The organism is Aurantimonas aggregata, from assembly GCF_010500835.1.
Lineage (GTDB): Bacteria > Pseudomonadota > Alphaproteobacteria > Rhizobiales > Rhizobiaceae > Aurantimonas > Aurantimonas aggregata.
This window is the reverse complement of sequence record NZ_JAAAMJ010000023.1, coordinates 1-16,034: the sequence shown is the minus strand read 5'-3', so window position 1 is coordinate 16,034 and position 16,034 is coordinate 1. Positions and strand designations below refer to the sequence as shown.

Genomic DNA, 16,034 nt, shown 5'->3' with positions numbered 1-16,034 from the left:
CACGAACTGCATCGAGGGGACGGATGTGCGGCTATGGCGAGCACTTTGGTCGCCCCCCCCCAGAACAAGGCAATGTCGCGCGCGCTCGGGATTGAGTGCGAGATCTCCCTCAGGCGTTTCGATCCCGCTCGTTTTGTCCGGCTCCCGGCAGCTCCGGAAGCCAGCTCTCCCGATGGACCACCCAGTTCTCGTAGGTCGGCGCCAGATCCGTGGGCGCGGCGTCGAGGCACCCTAGTCGCACCTCGACCTCGCCGTTGCCCTCGACGCTGAAGAGCCTCGATCCGCAGCTCGAGCAGAAGTGGCGCTGTACGAAGTCGTCGGCCCAGCTCCGGGTCTCGCCAGTGGCGGTGACAGCCGCATCCTCGAAGACGACGAAAGCTAGATAGGGGCCTCCCGTCTCCTTGCGGCAGACCCTGCAATGGCAAAGGCCGACGCGTATCGGCTCGCCGCGTATCTCGAGGCGGACCGCGCCGCAGTTGCAACCACCTGTCCTGACCGTCATGCCACCTCTCCTCCCCGGAGTAGGTAGCAACGGGAGCAAGGACTGGAAGCGCCCAGTGCCCTTTAGTCGGCAGTGGCTCCTACCGCATCAACTCCGCCATACGACCGACACGCTGTTTGCTCAAACGACTTTAGTGCAATTCGTGGCCGACGCGGGGGCTGCGCCAACCGCCGACAGGGAATTCACCGATGCGCCTAATCCCAATCGCCCTTCCATTCCTGCTGGCGACGACTGCCGCGCATGCGTCGTCCGACGATGCCTGGGCAAGTCTCAACCTGGCGGTCGCCGAGAAATGCGCTGCGGCAAGCGGACTGAAACATGCTCACGTGTCCGAGCTGGTGCTCTTTGACGACACGCTGAACAAGGTGGCGACGCTGGTCACCGGTGTCTTTCCTCAGAGGGCCCTCAAAGGCACCAAGGGCAAGATGCTCTGCATCTACGACAAGCGAAGCCAGAAGGTTTGGCTCGACGAGGCTACTGGTTGGAGCGCGCCGAACCTCCGCTGATAAGACCCCGGCTGCTCTTAGGCAGCCTCGTCGGGATCAGTCCGCTCGCCAGAAACTGCACCGACGAGGCCGGCGCGAACAACCGATCGAGGACGCGCGTGGCAGCCGCGAATCGCCGTCTCCGGCACGGCATGCCTCGCCGGCTGGGCTCTGGGGCAGCGGACGCTACCGCCGACTGCGAGCCGCTGCGATCCACCACGCCGCCGCTCCGACGGCCAGCGCAATGGCGGCGGCCATCACGGGATGCTTCTGGGCGGCCGTGTAAGGGCTTACGGGCAAGCCCGGAAAATACCGATAGTGAGTTTCCGCACCGCCTGACGGCGACTCCAGGTTATCGGTGAGCGTGCGCGGATGGCTGGACTTCGAGAGCTGCGGCACCGTGATCGCCAGCAGCCGATCGACGAGCCTCGGGAACAACGCCTGCGGTATCGAAAGCGCCGGCCCGACGGCGCCGACGACGATCTCGCGAGGGCCGTGCGCGGCAGCGTGGACGATGGCGTCGGCGACGATCTCCGGCGCATAGAGCGGCGGCGCGACCCGCGGCTCGGCGTCGAGGAAATTCCTCGCGTGCTGGGGAAACGACGTCGCGATGCCCGAAGGCTTGATCAGCGTTACAGACACGTCCCGGTCGGAGGTAAGCAGTTCGCGCCGGAGCGCGTCGTTGAAACCCTTTACCGCGTGCTTCGTCGCGGAGTAGGCGCTCAGGAAGGGGATCGCGACATCAGAGTTCACCGATCCGATGTTGATGAGCCGGCCACCCCCGGGGCGGCTCCGGAAGTGCCGGACGGCCGCGAGCGAGCCGTACACGAGGCCCCAGTAGTTGGTCTCGAACAGGCGGCGGTGAACCTCGATCGGCAGGTCGACGAGCGTGCTATAGGCGGCGATTCCGGCATTGTTCACCCACGTGTCGATCCGACCGAAACGCGCGACCGACGCCGCCACCACGGCCTCGACGTCGCTCTCCACGGAAACATCAGCCTTGACCGCCAGAGCCCGGCCGCCGTCGCTCCCGATCGCGGCGGCTATCCGATCGAGCACAGCGGCGTCCCTGGACACAAGGACGACCGACGCTCCCTCCGCCGCCGCCTGCCTGGCCGCCAGCAACCCGATACCCGAGCTCGCGCCCGTTATGACGACGACCTGTCCGGCAAGTCGACGTCCGGCGGCCGATACGGATCGGCCCCTTCGCGAACGAGGGGATCCAAACGGTGCCTTCACGTGGTTCATCCGCTCGTCGGGCGCCGTCGCGAAAGCGGCTGATCTGGTGTTCATCATCGATTGATCCCCTCCGCCCAGGGGTCGGGCGCTCGGACCGTCGAACGGGGTGCGGCAGATGCCGTTCCTATGCGGCCCTGCGGCCAATGAGCGCTTCCGACACCTGATGCCGCAATGAGGGGACCTACTGCGATACTAGAAAAATCACTCGGTCGGGGCCTAAGAGCCTGATTCAAAAGTTCACGAGCAGATGCAGTATCTTGCGATGCTCCTCGTGAGCATGCGTATGCTGGCCACGAGGGGCCAGGCGGTCGCTTTCGATTGATCGCTCCCAATCCTTGGCGAGACGGCGGCATCGGCCGAGCCAGGCGAAGGTCCTCTCGACCACCCAGCGGCGCGGCAGAACCTCGAAGCCTTTGGCGGTGTCTGATCGCTTGATGATCTCGAGTGTCCAGTTTCCGTGTCCGCGGAGCGAGCGCCGCAGCTTTTCGCCTGCATAGCCGCTATCGGCGAAGATGTGGCGCAGCCACGGAAAGCGATAACGCAGGGACTTCAGCACGATCGTGGCGCCGTCGCGATCTTGAATGTCGGCGGCATGGATGACGCCCGTCAGCAGCAGACCCAACGTGTCAGTCACGATGTGGCGCTTGCGCCTTTTGACTTGCTTGCCAGCATCATAACCGCGATCCCCCGCCGCTTTCAGTGGTTTGACACTTTGGCTATTGATCACCCCGGCGGTCGGGCTGGCTTGGCGCTCTTCCAGTTCACGAGCACCGATCACCAGAAGGCCGTTGATCGTCGAAAGCAGAGCGCTGTCACGCCACTCGTAGCAATAGCCGCGAACCGTGGAGGCCGGCGGAAAATCGGCAGGAAGCATCCGCCACTGGCAACCACTCGACGCGATGTAGAGGATGGCGTTCAGCTCCTCTCTCAGACAGGTCGTCCGCGGCCTGCCGCCGAGCTTGGCCGGCGGGAGCAGCGGCGCGACCAGCGCCCACTCCCTCACCGTCAAATCGATTGGGTAGCGAACGTACCTGCGGCTATGCTCAAGTCGAGCGGTATCATCCCAGGCTATCTCGATTCCTCATCGTCTCGACAACGAATGGGAATCACATCTGCTGATATCGCTCAACTCCTTTTCGCTCAGGCTCTGAGAGATGGCGCTCGAATATCCTCGGCAAGCCATACTGCTGCTTCTAGCAGTGGAGATGGACGCACAACCGACTTGCAAACGTTCACCTGCGTTTCAGGCTCTCGGGCGCAACGTCCGCTGTTAGGCGAGGGCAAATATTGCCTGAACGTCTGCGATGGGCGCGAAGCTGACCTCCCTCTGTCTTAGAAATCATTTCCGCTGATGGGGCAGCCGTTTTTGGCCCGCATCACGCCGAACGCAACCGCCGCCCCGCCGGCAGCGTCATCGCAACCACGCTGACCACGACGAAGACGAGCCCGAGCCAGGCGCTCGGCTGCGGCACCTCGCCGAGAAAGACGATGCCGATGCCGACGCCGATCGGCACCCGCAGATAGGCCTGCGCCGTGGTGCCCACCGACCCGAGACGCTGGAGCAGGGTGAAGTAGATGACGAAGGCCAGCGCCGTTGAGAACACCGACAGGGCCAGCAGCGCGAGGATCGACTCCTGCGACGGCGCCAGCGTCCAGGGCTGGTCGACGACGAGGCTGACCGGGATGAGGATCGCCGCGCCCCAGATCAGCGATCCCGCCGCCGGCATCATCGGATCGAGATCGCGGAAGGTCCGCCCGAAGTTCGCCGCGCCGCCATAGGCAAGGGTCGCCAGGACGATCGCCAACTGCGCCGCCAGCGCCGTACCGAAGCCGGCGAGCGCGGAAGGGCCGATGATGAGGGCGATACCGAGGAGGCCGACCATGACGCCGAACATCTTCGGCCCCGTTACGGCCTCCTGGCGCGTCACCAGGGCATTGATCAGAAAGGCGAAGACGGGGCTGAGGGAGCTGAGGATCACGGCCAGCCCGGCATCGACATACTGCTCGCCCCAGGCGATCAGCGTGAAAGGCAGCACGGCGTTGAGGCAAGCCTGAACGAGGAAGCGCTGGATATTTCGGGAGTCCGTCGGCAGCCGAAGCCCGCGCATGCGCAGGATAAGCAGCAACAACAGGCCGGCGATCAGCGTGCGCACGGCGATGAGCGTGATCGGCGGGATGGTGGCGACGCCCACCTTGATGAACGTGTAGGACGCGCCCCAGAGCGTGGCGAGGGCGAGCAGCATCACGAGGCTGATGGCAAGGCGCGGGGGATGGTCCGCCATGGGGAATCTTTCAGGTCTTGAGGAGGAGGGTCGACGATGGCGGAAGCTATAACGTCACCCGTCCCGATGCTTCGGTATTCACCGAAGCGTCGCCTCCTGACAAGCCGCGCCGCGCCACCTATCCTGCCTTTCATGATCGATCCACCGACCGGCAGCGGCATTGCCGCAAACGCCTTCCTGATGGGCGATCCCGCCCGCGCCAACATGCTGTCGGCGCTGATGGGCGGCGAGGCGCTGACCGCCGGGGAACTGGCCGCTTATGCCGGCGTGACGCCGCAGACGGCCAGCGGCCATCTCTCCAGGCTGCGGGACGGCGGCCTTGTCGCCGTCGAGCGGCAGGGACGGCACCGATACTTCCGCTTGGCATCGCCGCAAATCGCCGAGGCGCTGGAAGGGCTGATGGCGCTATCCAGCGGTGCCACATCATCCCGCGTGCGCGGCCCTCGCGATGCGGCGATGCGGCTGGCGCGCTCCTGCTACGATCATCTGGCGGGCCGGCTCGGCGTCGCCATCGCCGACGCGCTCCAGGGGCAAGGCCTCATCCAAATCGAGGACGGCGTCGGCATCGTCTCCGACGACGGCCGCAGCTTCCTCTCGGACTTCGGCATCGATGTCGGCGCGCTCCACGCCAGCAAGCGGCCGCTCTGCCGAACCTGCCTCGACTGGAGCGAGCGCCGCGCGCATCTGGCCGGCAAACTCGGCGCTGCACTCCTCGACCGCTCGCTCGCGCTCGGCTGGCTCGTGCGGGTGCCGGCCAGCCGAACGCTGCGGATCAGTCAGGCCGGCGAGCGCGGCTTCGTCGGGACGTTCCGGTGCGAGCCGGTGTGGGTGGCGTCGATGCCGGTCTCACCCGGATCGCCGACTGGTCTGAAGGCAGCCCCTGGAAATGATTTCTGCGATCCGGTCGATGCCGAGCGAACGGCGGCTGCGGCGTCTGAATGATCGTTGCAACGGCAAACGGCGTTTGCTGAAGTTATGGGGGCGTTTGCCCCTCTAGGCATCCGGGGTTGTTCGGCAACTGCCATCCATAAACAGCTTGACCTCGTGCTGGGCGGCGTGAACCGGGTGGATGGACCACAGGCGGCTGATGCCGTTTCGAAGTGGCCGTCGTGCCCGGTCAGGACAGCGGGTCCGACTTGGGCGCCGAGCGCAAATGCGGCTTCGCCTGGAAGGTCCAGCCATTCTCATAGCGCTCGAACAGATCACTGACCCGACGATCGGCGCCTCCCTCGTCGAAGCCGAGCTCGACCAGGCGCCGAACGATCTCGCGATGGATATTGGCAAGCCCGACCTCGTCGCCCTTGTCCGACATGAGGGTGACGAACCAGTGGAAGGCAACCCGGGCCGCGTCGTCGCGCGAAGGGATCCGCCTGCGCTTCTGCTCGGCGCGATAGGCCCGCTGGTACTCGGCCTGGCGCTGAAGCCGCACTGAACGCGGCGTTGGCGCCACGCTGTCGACCTTGGCGCGCTTCGGCGGCTTCGGCTTCCGGGACGGTGTCGATGTCAGATCGGTCATAGGACTGCCTTGCGAGGTTGGATCGGTGAAGGGGTCCGGAGCCCCGCCGTGCGGCGACGGCGAGGCCCGATGGTCGAATGACGAAGATCAGACCGCGTTGTCGGGCTTGCCGGGTGCGCCGCCGGGCGTCTCGGCTGCCAGAAAGCCCGGGATGATCGCGCCGGGCCGCTTGCCGCGGAACGCGTGGATCGTCGCGGGCGCCGACCCGGCCTTCCCTGCGGCCGGGTTCGGCTGCGCTGCCGTTTTCGGCACCGCGGTCTTGTCGGCCGACGCCAGGGGGGTGACGTTGGTCGAGCCCTCGGCGACATCCGACGTCGGCCCCTCCTTCATCGGCGTGTCCGTCGACCCGCCGTCGGCCGTTGTCACGACGTCCGTGGCCACGGCAACCTCGACCGCACCGGTCGAAGCCCCCTCAGCCGCCGCTTCGGTCTCGGTGGTCTCCACCATCGCCTCGTCGACGGCCGTGCCGCTCTCGACGCCGTCGAGCGCGAAGGCGAGCAAGCTCATGACCTTGCCGCTGAGCCACGCCTTCAGCCCGGTCGCCTCCGGCCAGTCCTCCGCGGTCGTCATGGTGTCGAGGAGTTCGAGGACTTCCGCCCAGGCTTCGTCCTCCACCGGCAGGTGCCGCAGCGACGCGCTGCCCGACAGCGAACGCGGGTCGATGTCGCAGACCATCTCGGTCAGCTCGGCGTGGGCCACTCGGGCGACCGGCAGGACGTCCTTGACGAGCTTGCCCTTCTCCAGCCGCTTCGTTGCGGCGGCCTCGAGCGCCGAGGCGACCATCTGCCGGATCGCCTTCAGCGCGGCCGTGACGGTCTTCTGCTGGCGCCCCAGCCTGGCGGCGCCGAGGCTGCGCAGGCCCTTTGACCCGCCGCGGGCAGTCGAGGCGGCGACGCTCTCCAACCCGGCGCGGACGAGGGCGTTGACCTCGCGCACCTTGAGGCGCTTGCCCGCGTCGAAGGATGCCAGCACCGTGTCGACCTGCTCGTCGGTCGCCGGGAGCAGGGCGATGAGGACGGTCGGCGTCACGCTGCACCGGAGGATCTCGGCCCGACGGGACGCGAACTTGTTGTGCACCTTCAGCCAGTTCTCGGCCGTCTTGTAGTCGTAGCTGGTGCTGGTCTCGATGATGTCCCGCCAGTGGTTGGGGTTGTCGACCTCCACGGCGAGGTCGTTCACCGTCTCGCCGAGGTCGAGCATGTTCTCGGTGGTCTTGCGGCCGAGCACGTTCACCCGCTCGATGCCCTTCATCACCTTCGCCTGCCGCTCGACCGGGAGCGAGGTGATGTCGAACTTCTCCTTCGCCTGCCTCCGGCCGCTCTCCTTCTTCTCCTTCGGCTCCCTGCGCACCCTCTCGGCCTTCGCCGCCACAGTCGCCTTTCCGGTCTCCGCCGCCTTCCCGCCCTTGGCGGTCTTGGCCGCCTTCGGCTTGCCCCGCGGCTTCTTCTCCTGTGCGCCCGCGTCGCCCGCGTCGTCCGCGTCCGCGCGCAAGGGCACGCTCGCGGGGACGGGGTTCTCCTCGGGCGCCTGGCCGCCACGGAAGCTCTCCGGCATGTCGTCGTTGGTCGTCATGGTCTCTCCTGATGTTGCGCAGCCGTGATTGGCAGCAACACATAACCATTAGCACAGTTCTTATGTCATAATCCAGCGAGTTGCATTTGGCGGCGTCAGAGCTTTCATTCGTCAATACTTGTTTTTACAGTGAATTAACTCAGGCATATTCCGTCCCATAGAGAGATTTAGTTCGCGCATCGCATGATAGAGGTCCGTTTCTACTTTCCGGAGATTTATTTGCGGCGAGTTAAACTGGAGCTGATGGTCTTCGTGAGCTGCCCGCCACCCTTGACGCGAGGTCCACGTCAGGCAGGTGCGAGCCGTGCGCCGCCGCTGGAAGTCGTCCTGGGTCGGTGATCAGCCCAGTAAAGTCGTCGCCATGCATTGGCGCGGCCGCCGCAACTGGCCCGCTCAAAAACGTTTTGCGGTCGGCGTCAGACAGACTGGCCGCGGCGTGTCCGCATAGGCACGTGCAAACGACGTTTGGTCGCGAATCCCCCGTGTCGAGCTTCGCAACGATAACCCCCACCTTCGACACGCCTAACCAGACGTTCGCAACGCGCAACTGGAGCCTTGCAACGCTGGTCCAGAGCTTTGAATCGGCAATGCGTAACTTGTCTCACGTCATCTCAGGTCGCCCTGACGTTTAGGGACTTTGAGTCGAAGGGAAACGCGTTCGGCTGCCCACGGCCCAGGCGGCCTCGGCAGCGCTGAATCGGACGTCCAGACATTCGCAACGCTGCCGTGCGGCTCGCAACGAGGATACAGAGCTCCGCAACAGGAATGCGCAATTTGAGCTGACCTGGATTGCGTTGCCGGGGACGTGCGATCGGTTACGGCACGTTGATCAGGATCGCGGCGCTGAGGCCGTTCCTACGGCGGCTCAATGGCTCGGATGGCAGCGCAACGATGCGAGGACAACGCATCCGGGATCCACCGCATTGAGATGACGCCGCCGTCCGGTACTTCGCGACGGTCTCGGCTGACAGCCCACCGTGGTCGGCGTAGCCGAGGCTACCGATCGGTCGGCGCAGCACCCGACCTCAGCCGTCGGTTGCAGGAGGGCCGAGGCGGTAGAAGCGGCTGAGGGTGCGGGCGTAACCGTGATGCGGCGCAAACACGTGGAGCTGCGAGGTAACGGACTTTCCGCCGCTGCGGAGCCTCGGGTGGCCGTACACTTCGCCCGTCAAGCAGGGCTGCATGCGCATGCCGAGCGACCAGTGCTCGAGGACCGGCGCGTCAGCCAGATCCCTCTCGCTGGGGTGCCAGCCGTCGTCGATGCGGGCAATATCACGCTGAAGCTCGGTCAGCAGGTGCAGTTCCTTGTCCATATGCAAGGCGGTGCCGTTCGGCAGGATGATGATGCTCATGCGGGCACGATCCTTCGTTCGCGGCGCAGGTGGCTGCGTTGTGGTGGGATGGGGTCTCGGCAGGTGGATGCGTGTTGGTCGACGCCAGTCGGTGCCGACCTCAGCTCGGCGGCTCGGGCGGCTTGGCCTGGGATGCCCCGTTGGCGAGCCTGCGATCGGCGGGGGCACAGTTCGACGTCGTGCGTCCGGCAGACGCTGTCGGACGGTCCACCTTTGGCACCGCCGTTGCCGCGCCCTTCGCCTTCGCTCCCGACCTCGCCTCCGCCGTGGCATCCGCTGAAGCACCGCCGTCACCGGCTGCGAGGACGGCTTCGACCTCGGCCGTATCCATGCTGCCCGCTGCGCACAGCGCGTCGGCCAACAGCAGCAGCATGGCGCGGTCGGCCTCGAGCGTGCGGGTGGCCAGAGCCAGTGCCGCCTCCAGCCGGGCATGAACGGCATGGCTCAGCGGGTCGTCGCGCAGCAGCAGGAGTTCGGCATGCTGCATCGGACGGTGCAGTAGCGGTCGCTCTCCGAAGCCGAGCTCGATCTCCAGCGACAGCGCGAGCCGTGTGGCACTGGCGAGATCGCTCGTGCGTTCGCCGCCCGAGCCGACAGTGACGTTGCCGAACACCATCGTCTCGGCGGCACGTCCGGCAAGGTAGGCGGCGATGATCGCCATGACCCACGCCTCGGACTGGACGACATTCAGGTCGAGCATCGATTCCGCATAGCCGCCCTCGGCCGCCTCGATCGACAGGCTGAGCTCGCTGCCGACATTCAGCGCCCGGCGGACCACGGCGTGGCCCGCCTCATGGACGGCCATGCGATAGCGCAGGTCCTGCGGCCGGGCCGGACGACCATTCGCAAGCCGCGCCGTCAGGTCGGCATGGGTGAGGCCGCGACCCTCGCGGCGGGCCTTGCCGCGCGCCTCGCGCACCAGCCGCTCGATATCGGCGCCGCTGCGGCCGTTCGCCTGCCGAGCAAGCTGTGTCAGCACGGCGGCGACCGGCTCCCGCTGGTGCGGCATCGGTGCGTCGGGATGTGCGGCCGCGACAAGGCCAGCGAGTTCGGGTCCGACGTGATGCGCCAGGATCCCCTTGAGCGCCTCTCGGTCGGGCATCGGGATGGCGATCTGCTTCTCCCAGCGGCCGGAGCGCTTGAGCGCCTCGTCCATCGCCTCCGGTCGGTTCGTCGCGCCGACGATGATCACCCCTTCCGCCTTCGCCGCGCCATCCAGCAGTTCCAGCAGCTTATTGACAAGGGCGTTCCAGTAGTCGGCAAAGTCCCGGTCCTGTGGCTGTCGCTTGCCGATGCCATCGCACTCGTCGATGAACAGGATCGACGGGGCGTTCTGCCGGGCTTCCGCGAAGGCGGCGTTCATCCGCGCGATGACGTTGCCGAGATAGCTCGCCTCCAGCCAGGTAGACACCGACGAGACGTGAAGGGGCAGGTCGAGGCTGTTGCAGAGCGCCTTGGCATAGGTGGTCTTGCCCGTGCCGGGCGGGCCCGACAGCAGCAGCCGCGAGCTGATCTGGTCCCATGGCAGGCTGCCCGCCCGCCACAGCGCCAGATCGGCCTTGAGGTCGAGCGCCCAGCCGCGCGCCTCACCGAAGCCTGCCAGTGTCTCGACACTCAGCCGGAAGGGATCGCCCGACGCCTCCGGCAGGATCACCTCCGACCCGCTTTTGGAGGCGGCTTCCTTATTGCCCGACTTGCCCGGTCGCTGAGACCCGGTGCCGGACTTGCGATGGTGGCGACCCTTGGCGTCGGCAGGCAGGCTCTCGACGCGCCGGTCCCAGTCGCTGTCGCCTTTCGATCGCAGCAGGAACTCTGACAATGTCGGCGTGGAGGAGGAACCCGACGCGTCGCCTTCGTCATCCTCCCCGGGACCTGATGCCAGGTGCGTCAGCATGGCGATCATCCGGTCGACCGGCACGCCGGGGCGGATTGCCACCGAGAGATCGGCCACCGACAGCCGCCGTGGGTCGAACAATGCGGCTGCAAGCACCGAGCGGACCGCATCGGGATCATGGCCGACAACGCGCGCTGCCGTCTCCGCGATGATGTCGGCGTCGAGGCTGCCGCCGTCGAGCACCACGTCGGCGGCAAGCGCCAGCAGTGACGGGATCGGCGGCGCCTCGGCGATGACCAGCAGCGGATACGGCGTGCGGGCGACGTGGGTGATGTGAATGCGAATGAGGGGGTCGGCTTCGACGTCCGGCCTGCTGTCATGCTCTCCGGCGATCATCGTGACGATGCGCCAGCGGATGTCCTCATCGTCGGCAAAACGCGCATAGCCGCCGGGCTTCACGTAGTCGACGTCCAGCGTCTGCGTGCGACCGGGCAGGATCGATCCCGCCTCCAGCACCCGCAGCGCCGCGGCGGCAAAGCCCTCGACGCGGGCGAGCAGCAGCACCACCGATCCGGGACGATCGAAGCGGTCGACGAGGTGTCCGACATCCATGTCGTTCCGTCGCAGGGCCTGCTCGATGAGCAGCAGGGTAGCAACGCTCTCGGCGACCTTGTGCTCGCCGCTGGTGGCGTCGATGGCGGGTGCCGGCTCTGCCGGCTGGATGTCCAGTCGGAGCTTGGTGCGCGGGCGTTTGGGGAGAGCCATCAGACGGCTCCCTCGCTCGCGGTGCTTCCGGTCTCGGCGATGCCCTTGGCGAGGAGCCAGTCGAGGACCAAACGGCAGGTGGGGTCACCGGCATCGGCGTGACGGCGCAGCGCGTCGACGAGTACGGTCGGGTAGCGGTGCAGAGCGACGCTATTGTCCGCCGCCTGGGCCCGGGCGAGGTAGCGCTCGTGCTGGCGGGCGGTCCAGAGGCTGAGGCCAACCAGCAAGGCCGTGTCCTCGCGATCGTCCGGCGAGGTGGCGACCTCCGGCACGAGGGTCGGCGCGATGGCGTCCGCCGCCAGAGTCGCTGGGGCAATCGTCTCGATGGCCTGGATGGCCTGGATCGGCGGCATCGAACCGACGGCGACGACGGATGTCAAGGCAGTGCTGCCTGCGAGCTTCGTCGGGATCGGCGGGCGCATCGATAGGGGGACAATCTGCGGTGTCGAGGTCGATGTGGTCTGGTTCATGGACGTAGCTTTCCCGTGCGCTGCGCCGGCTCTCGGCGGCTGCGGCGATGATTGGATCTGAGGTTGGATGACGCTGCGGCCGGGGATCGATGGGGATCAGGCCGTGGCGAGGTCAGCCGTCGAGGCGTGCTCTGGCGAAGCCGACGCGGATCGTCCGCGGTATGTGCGGTGCGGCGGATCGGAAATTATTTCCGGTGCGGCTGGCCGGAATGGCGCCGCCGGACGCAGGGCTGGAGCGCGCGGCGTCCTCGGCGTCGTCTTCATGGCCCTCCGGAGCGAACGCCGTCGGAGCGGGCTGGCCGAAGGCGCCGAGAAACGAGTCGCTCCTCTCAGGGCAAGTTGGACGCGTGCGCTGGGCCTTATCGACATTCGCCTCGACCAGCCGATGAGCCTCGGCAGCAAGCAGCGCGCGGATCTTCTCGCCGAAGCGGCGGCGCAGTTCCGTCATCGCCTCTGCCGCGCCATCGATCTCCAGCAGATCGTCGATCTCGGTCATCGCCCAGATGCCGTTCTCCTGGTCGCTGGGTGCACTCGCCCCGTCGACGATGGCGATGCCGACGGTGTCGATCATCAGCCGCTTGTGCTCCTTGTAGAGCCAGTCGGGCAGGATCAACGACGCGGCCAACATCTTGGTCTTCAGTTCGGCCAAGCGGTGCGTGTCGAGATAGGAGGCGATCGAGCGCTTCACGTCGAGGATGGTGGCGCTGTGATAGCGGCGGTTCACCACGACGAGGTCCGGCGTGTAGCTCGCCCGAGTCTTGGCATCGGCGTCGAAGCTCAGCCCCTTCAGCGTGCCGCCGCGGTTGAGGGCGATCGCCTCCAGCGCCGCCGGGGTCAACGGCAGCCGCAGCGACTGCCAGAGTACGATGAGGTCCGGGTTGTGCTGGCCGATGGCGATGATCGCCTGTTCGAGCAGCTTGCCCTCGTGGAAGGAGACCGAGCGGATCAGCGAGGCGAGGCCGACATAGTCGCCGAGGATCGCGTCCGGCGCCGGGGTGCTGGCAACGATGGCGGCAACGGCTCTCTCGATCAGCGCGTCGAGTTCGGTCTCGATATCGGAGAACCGGATGCGGCAGGAATAGCGGGCACGCTCGGCAAAAGCCGAGGCGACACCCTTCGAAGAACGAAGCATGGAAAGTCCCTTGGACAGGGAGATGATCGGCACAAACCGTTGGCGGCGGCCGTCAGCATCCGTCCGCGCTCTGATGGATCAGGCGCGTCAGGCGGACGGGAACCGTCGGCACGAACAAGGCATTCGCCCCATCCTGTTCGTCAGCGGTTGGTGATCATCTCGATTGGAAACGGAAAGCGACTGGCGTCCGGCGCTCGTTAAGCGCGGGGCGCCTGCGACAGCCGCGACATCACGCGGCAGGGTCCGCTCGATCCTATCAGCCCAGCAGTCGCCGTTTCCGAAGCTTTCCTCGAAGGGACGAAGTGATTATGGCTCGTCATAGCCCAAGACCTCTCAGCAGGTTGCGGGTCAGGCCCTCGTTCGGTGCGGCAAACACCAGCGGGGGCCGTCTCGTGTCGGCTCAGGGTGATCCCGAGCACAAAACGGAAACTGAGCCCTTCAACCACCGATCGCAAGGCGCTGGCAGGAACTCGGCGCCGATATGGTTAATGAAGGGCTCCCTCACCGCGCCGAGCAAGCCCGGACACTTGAAATCCCCCCGAAGTGCGCTGATCGCGGCCACTCAAGCTTGCCCCATGCGATCAGTCTTCGGTGAGTTCAACCAAACGAAGCTTTGGAAGCACGCTTCGGCGTCTTGGCTCTCGAAGCCAGAAATCATTTCCAAGAGCAGCATCTAGTCGACGAGTCAGGGCCTCCCCTCGCGTTGAGGTCGGCCCCTAACCAGGGCACCGAAGTGACGCCCGGCGCGTGGCTGGAGCTGAAACCAACATTGAGCACAGAGAAATGCCCGCCATCTGGCTAGCCGTCAGGTTCCGACTACTCTCGGAGCTTCAGCTTTTCGGTCGCCGCCCTCGCGTCCGTTTGCGCTTCGCCATGACGTCGAACTGTAGTCCGTGGAACATCGAGAAATCGATCTCGGGGTTCAGCGGCAACAGGTTGAGCTGCCGGGAAGCTTTCTCACTCAGCGACCGCCGACCATACCCTTCGTGCTCGTCACTTCCGACGGTGTGGCCGACCTGGATGCGACGAATTTTGCCGTCGACCTTTTCGTCGCGCATCTCATCGATGCTGCCACCCCGCAGCGAATGAAATACCTCTCCAGATTTCTTCTCGATACCCGCCTTGCGAAACAGGCGTTGCATATACGAGGAGGCGCTTTTGGAGGGATCCACCAGGCGCATGATCTCGGGGAACAGGAAATCCTCCTCTTGCTCCATCGCCCAATCGACGAAGCCGATCTCCTTCAGGAACGGGTGCAGCACGAAGTAGCTCGTGCTTGCAGCGGTCTTGTAGGGAACGCGCTTCCACACCCCGCCCGTGAAAACGATGCCCGAGGTTTCGGCGACATACACATTGCGAAACTTCTCGCGAATGTCGCGGCCCTGAAGATGGATCAATAGCCCCAGCCGCCGCCCGGTCAGGTGGCCGAGAAGCGGCAGCATCGCCTCGTCGAGAAGACCGCCCTCGACGCCCGTGCGAAACAGCCGGGAAATCTTTTCCGACGCGAGCGGTTCGGCGCTGCGTTTAGGCGTGGCGGTTTCGGGATAGCGGATCTTCGCTCCCGCAAACGGGTCGGAATAGCCGAGTGTCGCCATCTTGTGACGCATCATCGTCCCGATCGTGCCGACATAGCCATCGCGGAAGGTGGAGAGACCGATCGGCTTCAGATGCAGATCCCGATTGTTCTCGATGATCTGGCGAGCGGTCCAGTCGCCCCTGCGATCGCCTTCCTCGGCGGGCCAGTGGCTGAGGAGATGGATGTAGGCTTGGAGATCGGCGGCGTTGTAGGTGTCGACCGGATGGTCACCGATGAGTTGGATGAACAGGTCGCGACGGAAACGCGCGGTGCTGATGTCTCGGTGTTTCGACGGCGATGCCGACAGCCGGGCAGCGAGATATTCGTCAGAAACCTCGCTGAACGGCGGCATCTCGGAGGCGCGGCGTACCACGATGCGGCGATCGAGCAGGAAGGCCGGGATCACCTTTCCATCTTGATCGAACTGCCGCGGCTCGGTCCGCGAAAGGACCTCGACCCTGTAGCTGGAGGAAACAGCAGGCGCCGCAGCAGGTGGTACGCTGGCAAGCGAAGGCTCCGCTGCTGCTGCGGGCGCGGGCACGGTCGGCGCCGCGCTTGCTACTGGCGTCATCGCGGTGCCCGCGAACTGATCAACATACTTGCCCTTCAAAAGGTCGACGTTCTCGACGATCACCGGGTTACCGTCCGGACCCTTCTCGATCTCGCGGGCGATGCCGACGAGACCGCGCAGACCCGCAAAGGCTGCGGCTTGCTCGGCCCACGGCTCCGGAGGTTCCCTGTCGACGAAAAGCTTCACGCCCTTCAGGTAGCCCCGGATCTCCGCCACGACTTCGCGCGGATCGTCGCCCGGAAACACCAAGCCCTCCTGCGGCTCGTTATCAGCGTCGTCGTTGCCGCTCATGCGCCGTGCCTTGATTCGCGAGAACTCGGTACGAGCGGCTGCCGCGAGGATGTCGGCCATCCGCCGCGCGCCGCCCGCCGGACGGGCCCCGATGCCGATCCGGATCGGCGGTGCGGCACGACCACCGCCGAGCTCGATCGGCAACCGGATCTGAAAGAGATAGCTCGTGCCGCAGCGCACGAGATGCGGCCCCGGACCGCGAGACGAAGAACGCCTGGGCGAGCCGTCCTCGCCTTCGCCCAACGATACACCGCACGATACACCACGCTGTACACCACCCGATACACCTACCATTTTGCCACCCTTGGCTGGGCGGGCTGATACCAACGAGCGAGGGTTTTGACTCGTAGGGGATTCCCAATCCCGTTCTGATCTGAATCATGGTGGCAAACGGAGGTTTGCCATGGCGATGCCCATTCCACTTCGCGCCGATTTCGACATTTTCTG

General features: G+C 65.8%; 13 protein-coding genes. 2 read left to right on the top strand and 11 right to left on the bottom strand.

The window, feature by feature from the left end; translation table 11 throughout:
* Window positions 1-109: 109 nt before the first annotated feature.
* Complete coding sequence (locus tag GTW51_RS19870; RefSeq protein ID WP_163045797.1) at window positions 110-502, bottom strand: GFA family protein; 393 nt, start codon at window positions 500-502, stop codon at window positions 110-112.
* A 188-nt stretch (window positions 503-690) separates the two neighbouring features.
* Between GTW51_RS19870 and GTW51_RS19865 the strand changes: the two genes are divergently transcribed.
* Window positions 691-1,008, top strand: a complete 318-nt coding sequence (locus GTW51_RS19865; RefSeq protein WP_163045796.1) for a hypothetical protein — start codon at window positions 691-693, stop codon at window positions 1,006-1,008.
* A 165-nt stretch (window positions 1,009-1,173) separates the two neighbouring features.
* Here the strand turns inward: GTW51_RS19865 and GTW51_RS19860 are convergent, their stop codons facing one another.
* From GTW51_RS19860 to GTW51_RS19850, 3 genes are all read right to left on the bottom strand, one after another.
* On the bottom strand, window positions 1,174-2,283 hold the full coding sequence (locus tag GTW51_RS19860) for an SDR family oxidoreductase (RefSeq protein WP_246233291.1): 1,110 nt from the start codon (window positions 2,281-2,283) through the stop codon (window positions 1,174-1,176).
* A 180-nt stretch (window positions 2,284-2,463) separates the two neighbouring features.
* Window positions 2,464-3,298 (bottom strand): IS5 family transposase gene (locus GTW51_RS19855; protein WP_425483292.1). Its coding sequence is split into 2 segments (ribosomal slippage): window positions 2,464-2,536 and window positions 2,535-3,298, totalling 837 coding nucleotides; the frame shifts between segments, so codons are not numbered across the junction.
* A gap of 304 nt (window positions 3,299-3,602) precedes the next feature.
* A complete protein-coding gene (locus GTW51_RS19850) occupies window positions 3,603-4,508 on the bottom strand; it encodes a DMT family transporter (protein WP_163045795.1) in 906 nt (301 codons plus the stop codon).
* Between the two features lie 132 nt (window positions 4,509-4,640).
* Between GTW51_RS19850 and GTW51_RS19845 the strand changes: the two genes are divergently transcribed.
* Window positions 4,641-5,450, top strand: coding sequence for an ArsR/SmtB family transcription factor (locus GTW51_RS19845; RefSeq protein ID WP_163045794.1), 810 nt, complete (start codon window positions 4,641-4,643; stop codon window positions 5,448-5,450).
* 175 nt (window positions 5,451-5,625) lie between these two features.
* Here the strand turns inward: GTW51_RS19845 and GTW51_RS19840 are convergent, their stop codons facing one another.
* The 7 genes from GTW51_RS19840 to GTW51_RS19810 all read right to left on the bottom strand — a co-directional run bounded on the left by GTW51_RS19840 (window position 5,626) and on the right by GTW51_RS19810 (window position 15,830).
* On the bottom strand, window positions 5,626-6,024 hold the full coding sequence (locus GTW51_RS19840; RefSeq protein WP_163045793.1) for a hypothetical protein: 399 nt from the start codon (window positions 6,022-6,024) through the stop codon (window positions 5,626-5,628).
* Window positions 6,025-6,111: 87 nt separating this feature from the next.
* The gene (locus GTW51_RS19835; protein WP_163045792.1) at window positions 6,112-7,596 is read right to left on the bottom strand and encodes a hypothetical protein; all 1,485 of its coding nucleotides are present in this window, start codon (window positions 7,594-7,596) and stop codon (window positions 6,112-6,114) included.
* Window positions 7,597-8,621: 1,025 nt separating this feature from the next.
* On the bottom strand, window positions 8,622-8,948 hold the full coding sequence (locus tag GTW51_RS19830; protein WP_163045791.1) for a DUF6634 family protein: 327 nt from the start codon (window positions 8,946-8,948) through the stop codon (window positions 8,622-8,624).
* Window positions 8,949-9,048: 100 nt separating this feature from the next.
* Entirely contained in the window at window positions 9,049-11,547 is a 2,499-nt protein-coding gene (locus GTW51_RS19825) for an AAA family ATPase (RefSeq protein WP_163045790.1), read from the bottom strand.
* Complete coding sequence (locus GTW51_RS19820) at window positions 11,547-12,017, bottom strand: hypothetical protein (RefSeq protein WP_163045789.1); 471 nt, start codon at window positions 12,015-12,017, stop codon at window positions 11,547-11,549. Before GTW51_RS19820 ends, GTW51_RS19825 begins: the two co-directional genes overlap by 1 nt.
* A 112-nt stretch (window positions 12,018-12,129) precedes the next feature.
* Entirely contained in the window at window positions 12,130-13,149 is a 1,020-nt protein-coding gene (locus GTW51_RS19815; RefSeq protein WP_163045788.1) for a hypothetical protein, read from the bottom strand.
* Between the two features lie 830 nt (window positions 13,150-13,979).
* Complete coding sequence (locus GTW51_RS19810; RefSeq protein ID WP_163045787.1) at window positions 13,980-15,830, bottom strand: site-specific integrase; 1,851 nt, start codon at window positions 15,828-15,830, stop codon at window positions 13,980-13,982.
* Window positions 15,831-16,034: the final 204 nt, after the last annotated feature.

Excerpts from the sequence above, each read along its gene's own strand:
- GTW51_RS19870 (WP_163045797.1), bottom strand. The coding sequence starts at position 502 with ATGACGGTCAGGACAGGTGGTTGCAACTGCGGCGCGGTCCGCCTCGAG.
- GTW51_RS19865 (WP_163045796.1), top strand. The coding sequence starts at position 691 with ATGCGCCTAATCCCAATCGCCCTTCCATTCCTGCTGGCGACGACTGCC.
- GTW51_RS19860 (WP_246233291.1), bottom strand. The coding sequence starts at position 2,283 with ATGATGAACACCAGATCAGCCGCTTTCGCGACGGCGCCCGACGAGCGG.
- GTW51_RS19850 (WP_163045795.1), bottom strand. The coding sequence starts at position 4,508 with ATGGCGGACCATCCCCCGCGCCTTGCCATCAGCCTCGTGATGCTGCTC.
- GTW51_RS19845 (WP_163045794.1), top strand. The coding sequence starts at position 4,641 with ATGATCGATCCACCGACCGGCAGCGGCATTGCCGCAAACGCCTTCCTG.
- GTW51_RS19840 (WP_163045793.1), bottom strand. The coding sequence starts at position 6,024 with ATGACCGATCTGACATCGACACCGTCCCGGAAGCCGAAGCCGCCGAAG.
- GTW51_RS19835 (WP_163045792.1), bottom strand. The coding sequence starts at position 7,596 with ATGACGACCAACGACGACATGCCGGAGAGCTTCCGTGGCGGCCAGGCG.
- GTW51_RS19830 (WP_163045791.1), bottom strand. The coding sequence starts at position 8,948 with ATGAGCATCATCATCCTGCCGAACGGCACCGCCTTGCATATGGACAAG.
- GTW51_RS19825 (WP_163045790.1), bottom strand. The coding sequence starts at position 11,547 with ATGGCTCTCCCCAAACGCCCGCGCACCAAGCTCCGACTGGACATCCAG.
- GTW51_RS19820 (WP_163045789.1), bottom strand. The coding sequence starts at position 12,017 with ATGAACCAGACCACATCGACCTCGACACCGCAGATTGTCCCCCTATCG.
- GTW51_RS19815 (WP_163045788.1), bottom strand. The coding sequence starts at position 13,149 with ATGCTTCGTTCTTCGAAGGGTGTCGCCTCGGCTTTTGCCGAGCGTGCC.